The 12,481-nt window shown below is 66.3% G+C and carries 13 protein-coding genes; 8 read left to right on the forward strand and 5 right to left on the reverse strand.

Translation table 11 applies throughout. The annotated features are described in order from the left end of the window. Both BW990_RS00715 and BW990_RS00720 read right to left on the reverse strand, forming a co-directional pair. Positions 1 to 1,599, reverse strand: coding sequence for a hypothetical protein (locus BW990_RS00715; RefSeq protein WP_076444002.1), 1,599 nt, complete (start codon positions 1,597 to 1,599; stop codon positions 1 to 3). A gap of 56 nt (positions 1,600 to 1,655) precedes the next feature. Further along, complete coding sequence (locus tag BW990_RS00720) at positions 1,656 to 2,390, reverse strand: uroporphyrinogen-III synthase (RefSeq protein ID WP_076444004.1); 735 nt, start codon at positions 2,388 to 2,390, stop codon at positions 1,656 to 1,658. A 75-nt stretch (positions 2,391 to 2,465) separates the two neighbouring features. Between BW990_RS00720 and tsaD the strand changes: the two genes are divergently transcribed. From tsaD to BW990_RS00735, 3 genes are read left to right on the forward strand one after another with little or no spacing between them, the layout of a single operon-like run. Next, positions 2,466 to 3,548 carry a tRNA (adenosine(37)-N6)-threonylcarbamoyltransferase complex transferase subunit TsaD gene (gene tsaD / locus BW990_RS00725; RefSeq protein WP_076444006.1) on the forward strand — a complete coding sequence of 361 codons (1,083 nt, stop codon included), beginning with the start codon at positions 2,466 to 2,468 and terminating at the stop codon, positions 3,546 to 3,548. A 22-nt stretch (positions 3,549 to 3,570) separates the two neighbouring features. Continuing rightward, positions 3,571 to 3,840 (forward strand): YciI family protein, encoded by a 270-nt coding sequence (locus BW990_RS00730; protein WP_076444008.1) that lies wholly within the window; start codon positions 3,571 to 3,573, stop codon positions 3,838 to 3,840. Then, positions 3,840 to 4,259: an EVE domain-containing protein gene (locus tag BW990_RS00735; RefSeq protein WP_076444010.1), complete on the forward strand. Its 420-nt coding sequence runs from the start codon at positions 3,840 to 3,842 to the stop codon at positions 4,257 to 4,259. Before BW990_RS00730 ends, BW990_RS00735 begins: the two co-directional genes overlap by 1 nt. Before the next feature lie 77 nt (positions 4,260 to 4,336). On the opposite strand, the gene BW990_RS00740 is transcribed toward BW990_RS00735, so the two are convergent. Next, positions 4,337 to 4,678 carry a DUF2853 family protein gene (locus tag BW990_RS00740; protein WP_076444012.1) on the reverse strand — a complete coding sequence of 114 codons (342 nt, stop codon included), beginning with the start codon at positions 4,676 to 4,678 and terminating at the stop codon, positions 4,337 to 4,339. Positions 4,679 to 4,905: 227 nt separating this feature from the next. Further along, the gene (gene ahcY, locus BW990_RS00745; protein WP_076444014.1) at positions 4,906 to 6,294 is read right to left on the reverse strand and encodes an adenosylhomocysteinase; all 1,389 of its coding nucleotides are present in this window, start codon (positions 6,292 to 6,294) and stop codon (positions 4,906 to 4,908) included. Positions 6,295 to 6,445: 151 nt separating this feature from the next. Between ahcY and BW990_RS00750 the strand changes: the two genes are divergently transcribed. Beyond that, complete coding sequence (locus tag BW990_RS00750) at positions 6,446 to 7,042, forward strand: HD domain-containing protein (RefSeq protein WP_076444016.1); 597 nt, start codon at positions 6,446 to 6,448, stop codon at positions 7,040 to 7,042. 5 nt (positions 7,043 to 7,047) lie between these two features. Beyond that, positions 7,048 to 7,620, forward strand: coding sequence for a GNAT family N-acetyltransferase (locus tag BW990_RS00755; RefSeq protein WP_083950453.1), 573 nt, complete (start codon positions 7,048 to 7,050; stop codon positions 7,618 to 7,620). On the opposite strand, the gene BW990_RS00760 is transcribed toward BW990_RS00755, so the two are convergent. Next, on the reverse strand, positions 7,503 to 8,729 hold the full coding sequence (locus tag BW990_RS00760; protein WP_076444019.1) for an MFS transporter: 1,227 nt from the start codon (positions 8,727 to 8,729) through the stop codon (positions 7,503 to 7,505). The genes BW990_RS00755 and BW990_RS00760 overlap by 118 nt on opposite strands. Before the next feature lie 143 nt (positions 8,730 to 8,872). On the opposite strand from BW990_RS00760, the gene BW990_RS00765 reads away from it, so the two are divergent. From BW990_RS00765 to BW990_RS00775, 3 genes are all read left to right on the forward strand, one after another. Then, the gene (locus BW990_RS00765) at positions 8,873 to 9,355 is read left to right on the forward strand and encodes an Lrp/AsnC family transcriptional regulator (protein WP_076444021.1); all 483 of its coding nucleotides are present in this window, start codon (positions 8,873 to 8,875) and stop codon (positions 9,353 to 9,355) included. A gap of 182 nt (positions 9,356 to 9,537) precedes the next feature. Then, entirely contained in the window at positions 9,538 to 11,025 is a 1,488-nt protein-coding gene (locus BW990_RS00770) for an NAD-dependent succinate-semialdehyde dehydrogenase (protein ID WP_076444024.1), read from the forward strand. 58 nt (positions 11,026 to 11,083) lie between these two features. Next, complete coding sequence (locus tag BW990_RS00775) at positions 11,084 to 12,454, forward strand: aspartate aminotransferase family protein (RefSeq protein WP_076444027.1); 1,371 nt, start codon at positions 11,084 to 11,086, stop codon at positions 12,452 to 12,454. The last annotated feature ends 27 nt before the right edge of the window (positions 12,455 to 12,481 follow it).

Here is a 12,481-nt window from a genome sequence, read left to right on the forward strand (position 1 = left end):
TTATTCCGTATCCAGTTCGGCCGAGAGCGTCTCGGTCGCGGCAAGTGCCGCGGCCCGCGTCTCAGCGCGTGTGACCCAACCCTGAAGCGCCACGCTGGCGGCTTCGGGCAGGGCGGAGATTTCGTTGAGCGCTGTCGCCAGATCGCCGCCCTTCACTGCGGCCTCCGCGCGCGAGAGGATGGCATCGGGGCTGTTGCCGTCGCGCGGCGTGACCGACCGCGCACCAAGCTGTTCGGCAAAGAAGCCCGCCAGCGGGTTGCCCCCTTCGGACGCGGCAGCCTCGCGCGATGCCGCGAGGGCCGATCGCGCGGCATCGGGGAAATCGGCGATCAGCTCCGCCTGCGTGGCGATGCCGTCGGCGGCGTTTTCGGACAGAACCGCCGGCACCGACACCACGTCCGAGGCCTCAAGCGGTGCCAGCGCGTCGGCGAAGGGACGGCCCGCATCGACCTCGGCGGTCAGCGTGGCCAATGCCGCGCGCAGGTCCGCCCGCATCGCACGGGTCTCGGCGCTGCGTTCTGCCGCAACGGCGGTCTCCGCAATGGTCGCGATTTCCTGTCGCTGCGTTTCGACGTCGTCGAGCGTCGCCTGAACCTCGTCGCGCAGCCGCGCGATTTCCTGTTCGTAGGCCTCGATCGCTGCGGGTGAGACCGACGCTTCGACCGGAGCCTTCTCCAGCTCGGTCACCCGGGCGACTAGTTCCTCCGCGCTGGTCTCGAGCGTGGCGATCTGGCCGGAGAGATTGCCGATCTGGGCGCCCAGCTCCTCGCCGCGCGCGCTCAGCGTCGCGATGGCGCTTTCCACCGAGGTCAGATCGACCTGCGGGATCGACGCCTCCAGCCCGTCGATCCGGCCATTCAGCGCATCGAGGCTATTGGTCTGGGCCGACAGGGCGGCGCGGGTTTCATCCGCGAAGGCATCGTTGTCGCCGAAAAGATCACCGCCCAGGTATTGCGACAGGCCAAACCCGATGGCCGCCGCGGCGACGCCGCCCAGAAGCATCGGGAAGAATCCGCCTTTGCGCTCCACGACCTTCTCGTGAATGACGGGCCCCGAGGAGGGGGCATCCGCCGCGGGCTGGTCCGCGCTGCTCTCCGCGGGGCCGGTACCCTCGGGGTCGGCCCCGGTCGCGGCCATGGCGATGTCGGGGTCGACCTTTTCACCATCGCTTTCATCCATGGGGCGGGTCGCGTCGTCATCCTTGGCGGCCGCATCCTCGGCCAGCGACGTGTCCGGATCGGCGGGGCTCATCGCCTCGGCCTCGGTGACATCCGGGGTTTCGATCAGGCTCTCTTCGGTCGCGGCGCTGTCGGATGTCGCGGCGTCCGATTGCTCCGGCGTCTCGGTGTCGGGTTTGAAGGCCTTGGTATCGGGTGCGGCGTCAGGCACGTCCCCGGGCGCATCCGACGTTTCGGCGTCCGGCGCCGTCGTGGACGTGTCGTCCGCGGCTGTGACGGTATCGGCATCCGTGCCCGAGCTTTCCTCCGGGCTGTCCGTCCTCACGATATCCTCGGTCCCGGCGGTGGTCTCGGCGTTGTCCTGACCCTCGGTCTGGACGTTTGCGTTCCTGGCCCCCCTGGGCTTTTTCGATCTCGCCAACTGTCCTTCCCTTTCGAATCTGTTCCGGCAACCGGTGCGCCGGTATTTCCACGACCTTACTGGCCTGTATCCCGGCCCTCAAGCGATTGCGCCTTGCGCCACAATCCCTTGACGGTGCGACGCAGCGCCGTGCCGTTTGGGTGGGCGGCCCGTTCGAGTGCGCGCGCGCCGAGGCCCGCAAGCGGGTCCGCGACCGCCTCGCTCATGGCTGCAAGATAAAGCGGCGCATCGAAAGGACCATGTTCCGCGAAGGCCCGTGCCGTGCGCGGCGAGAAGAAGGGCGCCACGACCGGTACTGCGCCAGCGAGAAAGCCGCGCGCTTCCGCCGACAGCGGCACGAGATTCTGGGTGTAGAGCACGGCGGAATCCGTCTCTATTCCCGCGGAACTCAGCGTTTCCGCGACAGCACCGCGGCTGTGCTCTCCACGCAGGTGCAGAAGCGGCGCGGCGGGTTTCGCCTCCGCGATCAGCGCGATCAGGTCCGACGCCGCCCCATCCGCCGAAATCGGGTGCAGGCCCGCGTCGCGCGCCGCGGCAGCGGTGGCGTCGCCCACGGTGAAGCAGGTCTCGCGGAAAGGGCCACCCGCCGCGCGATAGGCGGCCACGCCGTTCGCCGAGGTGAAGATCAGACCCTGATACCGGTCCATGCGCGGCACATGCGGCAGGAACGAAATCTCGATTAGCGGGCTGACGATACAGGTCTCGGGCCGAATCCCCTCGGAGGTCAGCTCTTCGGCGAAGGCCTGCGCGGCCGCTTCGGGTCGGGTAAGAAGAAGGATCGGAGCGGGCATGCATACCGCCGATATTGTGGCTGGGCCATAATCGGTGCTACCCCGTGGGCTGCTCGCGCGCAACGGATATGCAACATGACCGCCCCGCTGATCACGCTTGGACTGGAAAGCAGCTGCGACGACACGTCGGCGGCAATCCTGCGCGGCCGGGAGATCCTGTCGAATGTGGTCATGGGCCAGACCGAGCTGCACGCGGCTTTCGGCGGCGTCGTGCCCGAGATCGCCGCCCGCGCCCATGCCGAGAAATTGGACCTCGCCGTCGCCGAGGCGCTGTCGCGATCCGGCCTGAGGCTGGCAGCGGTCGATGCCATCGCGGTGACGGCGGGCCCGGGTCTGATCGGCGGCGTGCTGTCCGGGGTCATGTGCGCCAAGGGTCTGGCGGCGGGCGCCGGTAAACCGCTGATCGGGGTGAACCACCTCGCCGGGCACGCCCTGACGCCGCGGCTGACGGACGATCTGGCCTATCCCTACCTCATGCTGCTGATTTCGGGCGGGCATTGCCAGTTCCTGATCGTGCGCGGAGCGGACAGGTTTCAGCGCCTGGGCGGGACCATTGACGACGCGCCGGGTGAGGCCTTCGACAAGACCGCGCGCCTGCTGGGTCTTCCGCAGCCGGGCGGGCCCGCGGTCGAAGACGCCGCGCGCCGCGGCAATTCCACGCGGTTCCGGTTCCCGCGCCCACTTCTGGACCGGCCCGGTTGCGACATGAGCTTTTCCGGTCTGAAGACCGCGCTGCTGCGCGAGCGGGACCGGATCGTGGCCGAAAAAGGCGGGCTGACGGAAACCGACCGCGCGGATCTCTGCGCCGGGTTTCAGGCCGCGATCCGCGATGTTCTGACCGAAAAGACCCGCCGAGCGATTGCGCTTTACCTCGAGGACGCGCCGGCTCAACCGGCCTTCGCCATCGCCGGTGGTGTTGCCGCGAACCGCGCGATCCGGGCCGAGTCAGAGACGCTTTGCGCCCGAAGCGGTCTTCGCTTCACCGCGCCGCCACTGTCGCTTTGTACCGACAACGCGGCCATGATCGCCTATGCGGGTTCCGAATTGTTCGCGGCGGGCCACCGCTCCGACATGACGCTCAAGGCCCGGCCGCGCTGGCCGCTCGATCCTGGGGCGCAGCCGCTCGTGGGGTCGGGCAAGAAGGGGGCCAAGGCCTGATATCAACCGAAAGGACAAGACGATGCTTGTGGTTCTGATCGCACGGGACAAGCCCGGCGCCCTCGAGATACGCAAAGCCAACCGCGATGCGCATCTCGCCTATCTGAAAGAGACCGGTTGCGTGCAGCAGGCGGGTCCGGTGATGGAAGACGGTGCGATGGCCGGGTCGATCATCGTGCTCGACGTGCCCGACATGGCCGCCGCGGAGGCCTGGGCCGCGGGCGATCCCTATGGCAAGGCGGGGCTCTTCGCCTCGGTCGAGCTATCGGAATGGAACCGGGTGATCGGCTGATGCGCTACTGGCTTTTCAAATCCGAACCGTCGGAATGGTCGTGGGACGACCAGGTCGCCAAGGGCGATGCAGGAGAGGAATGGGACGGCGTGCGCAACTATCAGGCGCGGAACTTTATGCGCGAGATGTCCGTGGGCGATCGCGGCTTCTTCTACCATTCCCAGAAGGAGAAGGCCGTCGTCGGCATCGTCGAGATCATCGCGGAGGCGCATCCCGACAGCAGGACCGACGATGACCGCTGGGATTGTGTGGACATCAAGGCGCTGCGGCCGTTCGAGAGGCCGGTGACGCTCGACCAGGTGAAGGCGGATGACCGGCTGTCGGAGATGGCGCTGGTAAAGCAGGCGCGGCTGTCGGTTCAGCCCGTGACCGAGGCGGAATGGCGCGTGGTCTGCGCGCTGGGTGGCGTCGAGGCCTGAAAACAGGCTCTGTTTAAGCGAAAAACGCCCCGGCCTGCGTGGCGCGGGGCGTTTCCGATTTCAGGATACGCCGCGGATCAGGCGTAGGCCGCGTCCTTGTTGAAGTGCTTCGTGAGCATGTAATAGACGACGGCGCGGTACTTGTTGCGCTCCGAACGGCCATAGGTCTCGATCACGGCGTCGATGCCGGCCATCAGGTCCGGACTGTCGGGCAGGCCCAGCTTCTTCATCAGGAAATTCTTCTTGATCGTCTCCAGCTCGGCCTTGTCGGAGCCTGCGACCGTCGAGGCGTCGTCGTTGTAGATCGCCGGTCCGCAGCCGATCGTGACCTTGGTCAGCAGGTCCATGTCGGGCTGCATGCCACACTTATTGCGCAGATCATCGGCATATTTTGCGATGAGTTCGTCACGCTTTCCCATGTCTTGTATCCCTCTCTACCCGGCCTCGGACGTCGCGGCGAGGCTCCCGGGCGAAAGGTATGCAGGCGGGACCGGACCGCTCAAGCAAAAAATCGAAACTGCACGCTTGCGGCGGGGGAGAGCCGGTTTTTTCGTGTCTTCCGCGCCCTTTTTCGCACGTTTGACACGAAGAGACCCCGGCGACGAAGCGCCGGGGCCGTTTTACCTGGTCCGTCGGGACCGTCCGATCAGTAGCGGTAATGCTCGGGCTTGAATGGGCCTTCGGGCGACACGCCGATATAGGCGGCCTGGTCCGGGGCGAGCGGCGTCAGCTTCACGCCGATCCGGTCGAGATGCAGCCGCGCGACCTTCTCGTCGAGATGCTTGGGCAGGATGTAGACCTTGTTCTCGTACTCGCCGCCGTTCTTCCACAGCTCGATCTGCGCCAGCACCTGGTTGGTGAAGGACGCCGACATCACGAAGGACGGGTGGCCGGTGGCGTTGCCGAGGTTCAGAAGACGGCCCTCGGACAGCAGGATGATGCGGTTGCCCGAGGGCATCTCGATCATGTCCACCTGTTCCTTGATGTTCGTCCACTTGTGGTTCTTCAGGCTCGCCACCTGGATTTCATTGTCGAAATGGCCGATATTGCCGACGATCGCCATGTCCTTCATCTCGCGCATGTGCTCGATGCGGATCACGTCCTTGTTGCCGGTCGTGGTGATGAAGATGTCGGCACTGTCGATCACGTCCTCCAGCAGCACGACCTCGAAGCCGTCCATCGCCGCCTGCAGGGCGCAGATCGGGTCGACCTCGGTCACCTTCACGCGCGCGCCCGCGCCGCGCAAGCTGGCCGCGGAGCCCTTGCCCACATCGCCGTAGCCCAGCACCACGGCGACCTTGCCGGCCATCATCGTGTCGGTTGCGCGGCGGATGCCGTCGACGAGGCTTTCCTTGCAGCCGTACTTGTTGTCGAATTTCGACTTGGTGACGCTGTCGTTCACGTTGATCGCCGGGAAGGGCAGCTGGCCTTCCTTGACCAGTTGATAGAGCCGGTTGACACCGGTCGTCGTCTCTTCGGAGACGCCCTTGATCTGGTCGCGGACCTTGGTGAACCAGCCCGGGCTCTGCGCCATGCGCTTCTTGATCTGCGCCTTGACGACCTCTTCCTCCTCGGAGGCGGGCACGGGAAGGATGTCCTCGCCGGCCTCGGCGCGGGCACCGAGCAGCACGTAGAGTGTGGCGTCGCCGCCATCGTCGAGGATCATGTTGGGCCCGTCCTCGAACTGGAACGACTTGTCGAGGTAATCCCAATGCTCTTCCAGCGTCTGGCCCTTGATGGCGAAGACCGGCACGCCCGCCTCGGCGATGGCGGCGGCGGCGTGGTCCTGCGTCGAGAAGATGTTGCACGACGCCCAGCGGACATCGGCGCCGAGTGCCGTCAGCGTCTCGATCAGAACGGCGGTCTGGATGGTCATATGCAGCGAGCCCACGATGCGCGCGCCCTTGAGCGGCTGGCTTTCGCCGAACTCCTCGCGGCAGGCCATCAGGCCCGGCATTTCCGTCTCGGCGATGTCCAGCTCCTTGCGGCCGTAACCGGCAAGCGAGATGTCCTTTACGATGTAGTCTTTGGCCATGTGCGAAGTCCTGAAAAATGCTGTTGCATCGGCCATAGCATCAAGACCGTTTCAGGACAATTGACAGTGGCTTGCCACCTTGCCACACCTCCCGCCCTTGGCTTCAAAAGCGACGACCCTGATCGCATCCAAGGCAAAAAAGGACACAGCCATGGCTTCGAGACCGCCCCGCGCCTGGCAACGCATGCTGTCGGGCCGCAGGCTCGACCTTCTCGATCCGACGCCCGTCGATATCGAGATCGAGGATATCGCCCACGGGCTGGCCTTCGTGGCGCGCTGGAACGGGCAGACCCGGGGCGATTTCCCCTATTCCGTGGCCGAGCATTCCCTGCTGGTGGAGACGATCTTTTCCCGCATGTGCCCGAAGGCGAGTGCTGCGGACCGGCTGACGGCGCTTCTGCACGACGCGCCGGAATACGTGATCGGGGACATGATCTCGCCGGTGAAGGCGGCGGTCGGGCCGGAATACGGCACGCTCGACGACCGGCTGTCCGCGGCGATCCACATCCGGTTCGGACTGCCCGCGATCACGTCGAAGACGCTGAAGCGTCGGATCAAGCGCGCCGACAAGGTCTCGGCCTGGATGGAGGCGACCGAGATCGCGGGATTTGCCGAGAGCGAGGCGGATCGCTTTTTCGGGCGGCCCCCCGCGGACATGATCGCGGATCTGAAGATCACGCTGCGTCCGCCGGTGGAAGTGCGCGCTGATTTCACCGCCCGCCATGCGGAGCTTCTGGCCGCGTCGTGAAGGTGATGGTGCGCCGGGCCGGGCGGCTCGATGTCCGGCAGATGGCCGAGTTGCTGAACGAGATCGCCGGCGCGGGCGGGACCGCCGTGGTACCCCGCGCGGTCACGGCGGACGAGCTCTACGGCTCGATGCGCCGGCATCGCGATACCGGCGCCTGGCATGTGGCGGAGGATGAGTGCGGCACGATCCTCGGCTTTCAATATATCGAGCCGCAAGGCGACCTGCCGCCCGAGGCTTGCAACATCGCGACCTTCGTGCGGCCCGGCCGCAGCGGGCTCGACATCGGATCGGCACTGTTCGAGGCGTCGACAAAGGCGGCCCGGGCGCTGGGCTATCGCTGGATCGGTGCCGATATCCGGGCCGACAATCACGGCGGGCTGATCTATTACCAAAGCCGGGGGTTCGAGGCCCATGGCCGCGTCGCCGGGCAGAACGAGGTCGCGGGCAAGCGGCGTATGCGCTACGACCTCTCGGCGGGCAACGGCATCCGGCGCGCGCGGGAGCGGAACAGGATCGCGAGGACGATGGCGATGTTCAGACAGTTCCACAGAATGCCGTTCCAGAACGCCAGAGCGTAGGATCCCGTCGCGTCGTAGATCGCGCCCGAGAGCCAGCCGCCGAAGGCCATGCCGAGGATCGTCATCATGATGACGAAGCCCACGCGCGCCCCGGCTTCGCGGGCCGGAAGGTATTCGCGGACGATGACCGCGTAGGACGGGATGATACCGCCCTGGCTCAGCCCGAAGATCAGGCTGACGATGTAAAGCGACGTCAATCCGCCCGCGGGCAGGTACAGAATGAGCGCGATGCATTGCAGGACCGACCCGATCAGCAGCGTCGGGATACCGCCCAGACGGTCGGCCAGAAAGCCCGAGGCCAGCCGCGAGACCACGCCGCCCAGAAGCATGAGCGACAGCAATTCCTTGCCCACCGCCGCGCCGAAACCGAGATCGACCGACAATGCCACGATATGCACCTGCGGCATCGACATCGCGACGCAGCACCCGATCCCGGCAATCCCGAGCGCCCATTGTAGCTGGCGCGGCGAGAGCCCGGTCCGGCCGGCGCGGGCGCTGGCCTGCGCTTCGGACACCGCCAGCGCGCCGGCATCCACGCGGGTGCGGAAAAGCGCGCTCATCGGGACGAGGATCACCAGCGACGCCACGGCCAGCGCCCCGTAATCCCAACGCCAGCCCGCATCCCCGCCCAGCCAACCCAGCGCCAGCGGCCAGAACGCGCCCGAAAGGTAATTGCCCGAGGCCGCCACCCCGACCGCGATGCCGCGTCGCTTGAGGAACCATTGCGAGACATCGGCGATGAGCGGGCCGAACGAGCCTGCCGTCAGGAAGCCGATCACGAATTGCACCATCGCCAGAACGATGATCGAGCCCGCCAGCGCCGCGGCGCTGTAGGCGCAGGCGAGGCCCAGCCCCATCAAGGCCAGCGTCAGGGCCATGCCGTAGCGGTCGACGACGCGCCCGATCACGAGGTTGCCCAACGCAAAGCCCAGCATGGTCGCCGAATAGGGCAGGGAGGCCGCGCCGCGCGAGACCTCGAATTCTGCCGCCACTTCGGGCAGGACGGAGATCACCGCCCACATGCCGATATTGCCGGTGGTGGCCACGATCAGCGTGAGCCCCAGACGGATCCAGGAGCGGCGGGTATCGAGATCGGCATGGGTGTTCATGGCGCGACGATAGACCGGGCTCCGGATGCGTGACAGTCTGAAAGCGGCGCGGATGTCTTTTCATTCCGCTGCGGTCGCGCCATGTTCGCCGCATGCGCCGCGATGCGATTGCCTTCTCCCGAAACATTCGGCGGACCTGAGCCATGGTCCGTCTCGACGCGCGCGATATCGAGATCCTGCGGGTGCTGTCCGCGGAGGGCCGGATCACCAAGGCGGAGCTGGCCGACCGCGTGGGCCTGTCACCCACACCCGCCTGGGAGCGGCTGAAGAAGCTCGAGAAAGCCGGGGTGATCGAAGGCTACGGCGCGCGGATCGCCTACAAGGCGTTCGGACCCCATGTGACGGTCTTCGTCGCCTGCGAACTTGATGGTCACCGGGCGCGCGATTTCCAATCCTTCGAGGATGCGATCCGGCGCCATGACGAGGTCACCTGGGCGTGGGCGCTGGGCGGCGGCTTCGATTACCTGATCCAGGTGGTGACGCAGGATATCGACGCGTATCAGCGGCTCATCGACCGGCTGCTCGATGCCGAGATCGGGCTCGCGCGCTATTACACCTACATCGTCACGAAGCCGGTGAAATCGAGCTACGGTCTGCCACTCGGCCTTCTGGACATGGATGACTGAACGCTGCTCCGCGCATTTTTCCAAGAGGCAAGACCAGCAACGCGGCGCGTCAGAGGAATCCTCTGGCGCGGGCCCCGATCATGGAGGTTTCCTCTGCCGGGGCGGCGATCTTCAGTCCCCTCTTCCGGACTGCGCACCCTAACCTGACCGCATCGCATTCGCCAACCCGAGGGGATTCTTCGATGACCGTCCATCGCACCTTTCCGAAATCGCCGCTTGCCGCGCTGACCGATGCGCGGCTCGTGCGGCCCTTCTCCTATATCGACGGCAAGTGGCGCGGTGCCCCGGATGGCGCGGCGATTGCCGTCACCAACCCCGCCGATGGCGAATGGCTGGGTGAGGTCGCGGCATTGTCCGCCGCGGATGCGACCGAAGCGGTCGACGCTGCGGACCGCGCTTTCGCCACCTGGTCCGAGACTCTGCCGCAGGAACGCGCGCGGCTTCTGCGCCGCTGGCAAGCGCTGATGCTGGAACACCAGGAGGACCTGGCGCTTCTGATGACGCTGGAGCAGGGCAAGCCCCTGTCCGAGGCGCGGGGCGAGATCGCCTATGCGGCCGATTTCATCGAGTTCTACGCCGAAGAGACCCGCCGCCCGAATATCGAGGGCGTCACCTCGCATCTGCCCGATGCGGAGGTCGAGCTGTGGCGCGAGCCCATGGGCGTCGCCGCGCTCATCACGCCGTGGAACTTCCCCTCGGCGATGCTGACGCGCAAGGCCGCGGCGGCGCTGGCGGCAGGCTGCACCATCTTGGCGCATCCTTCGGCCGAGACGCCGTTCTCGGCCCTGGCCCTCGCGGAGCTGGCCGAGCGCGCGGGCTTCCCGCCGGGCGTGTTCAACGTCGTGACCGGCGCCGCGCCGACCATTGTGGAGCCCTGGACGCAGGATCCCCGCGTGCGCGTTCTCTCCTTCACCGGTTCGACCGAGGTCGGGCGGCTTCTCTATCGCCAATGCGCGGGCAGCGTGAAGTCGCTGATCATGGAGCTGGGCGGCCACGCGCCGGTTATCGTGTTCAAGGGCGCGGACCTCGATCAGGCCGTAACAGAGACGATCAAGGCTAAGTTCGCCACGACCGGGCAGGATTGCCTCGGCGCCAACCGCATTTTCGTGGAGCGCGCGATATACGACGCCTTCGTCGAGAAGTTCACCGCCGCGACGCAGGCCCTGAGCATGGCCAAGGGGCTCGACGATGCCGATCTGGGACCGCTGATGAACGAAAAGGCGGTGCAGAAGCAGGAGGCGCATGTCGCCGATGCGCTGGCCAAGGGTGCCGTGCTGAAATGCGGCGGCAGGCGGCGCGACGATCTGGGCCCGCTTTTCTATGCGCCGACCGTGCTGGCCGATGTGCCCGACAATGCCGATATTCTGCACGAGGAGACCTTCGGGCCGGTCGCCGCGATCCTGCCTTTCGACACGGAGGAAGAGGTCGTCGCCAAGGCGAACGCCACCGAATACGGGCTTGTCGCCTACGTACACAGCCAGGATCCGCGCCGCATCTACCGGGTCAGCCGCAAGCTGCAATTCGGCATGGTCGCGGTGAACCGCACCAAGGTCACCGGTGCGCCCATTCCCTTCGGCGGCATGAAGCAATCGGGCCTTGGGCGCGAAGGTGCAAGACAGGGCTTGGAGGCCTTCACCGAAATCAAGTACGTCTGCCGTGACTGGGGCTGAGTAAAGGTTCGGCGGCCGCGCCCGGCGGCTTCGCCCGTTGAGACAGAAAGGAAGCATCATGCTCAAGAACGACATGCTGGAGAAGTGGGACCGCGAGAACTTCTTCCACCCCTCGACCCATCTGGCGGAATTCGCCCGCGGGAACGTGCCGCACAGGGTCATCACCGGCGGTCAGGGCTGCCATATCGAGGACCGTGACGGCAACCGGATGCTGGATGCCTTCGCCGGGCTCTATTGCGTCAACGTGGGCTACGGGCGTCAGGACATCGCCGAGGCCATCGCCGCGCAGGCCAAGGAGCTTGCCTATTACCACGCCTATGTGGGCCACGGCACGGAGGCCTCGATCACGCTGTCGAAGATGGTCCTCGACCGCGCGCCCGAGCACATGTCGAAGGTCTATTTCGGGCTGTCGGGTTCCGATGCGAACGAGACCAACATCAAGCTCGTCTGGTATTACAACAACGTGCTGGGCCGCCCCGAGAAGAAGAAGATCATCTCGCGCTGGCGCGGCTATCACGGCTCGGGGCTGATGACCGGCTCGCTCACCGGGCTCGAGCTTTTCCACAAGAAGTTCGACCTGCCCTTCGGACAGGTGATCCACACCGAGGCGCCGTATTATTACCGCCGCCCGGACACCGCCATGACCGAGGCGGATTTCACCGCCCATTGCGCGGCCGAGCTTGAGGCGCTGATCGAACAGGAAGGCGCAGACACCATCGCGGCCTTCATCGGCGAGCCGATCCTCGGCACCGGCGGCATTGTGCCCCCGCCCGCAGGTTATTGGGAGGCGATCCAGGCGGTTCTGGACAAGAACGACATCCTGCTCATCGCGGACGAGGTCGTGACCGGGTTTGGGCGCCTCGGAACCATGTTCGGCTCGACCCATTACGGGCTGAAGCCCGACCTGATGACCATCGCGAAGGGCCTGACCTCGGCCTATGCGCCGCTGTCGGGGTCGATCGTCTCGGACAAGATGTGGAAGGTGCTGGAGCAGGGCACGGACGAGAACGGCCCGATCGGCCATGGCTGGACCTATTCGGCGCATCCGATCGGTGCGGCGGCGGGTGTCGCCAACCTCAAGCTGATCGAAGAGCTGGACCTCGTCGGCAATGCGGGCCGGGTCGGCGCCTACCTGAACAAGGTGATGGCCGAAGCGGTGGGCGCGCATGCCCATGTGGGCGAGGTGCGCGGCGACGGCATGCTCTGCGCGGTCGAACTTGTCGAGGATCGCGACAACCGGACCTTCTTCGAGGCCTCGAAGAAGGTCGGTCCCAGCGTCGCCGCGGCGCTGTTGGAGCAGGGCGTCATCGCGCGGGCCATGCCGCAGGGCGATATCCTGGGCTACGCGCCGCCCTTCTGCCTGACCGAAGCCGAGGCGGACGAGATCGCGGACAAGACCGCGACGGCGATCAAGACCGTTTTGGGCTGAGCCGGAAACGACAGGACCCGGCGCAAG

It is taken from the genome of Roseivivax lentus (assembly GCF_900156805.1).
Taxonomy (GTDB): Bacteria; Pseudomonadota; Alphaproteobacteria; order Rhodobacterales; family Rhodobacteraceae; genus Roseivivax; species Roseivivax lentus.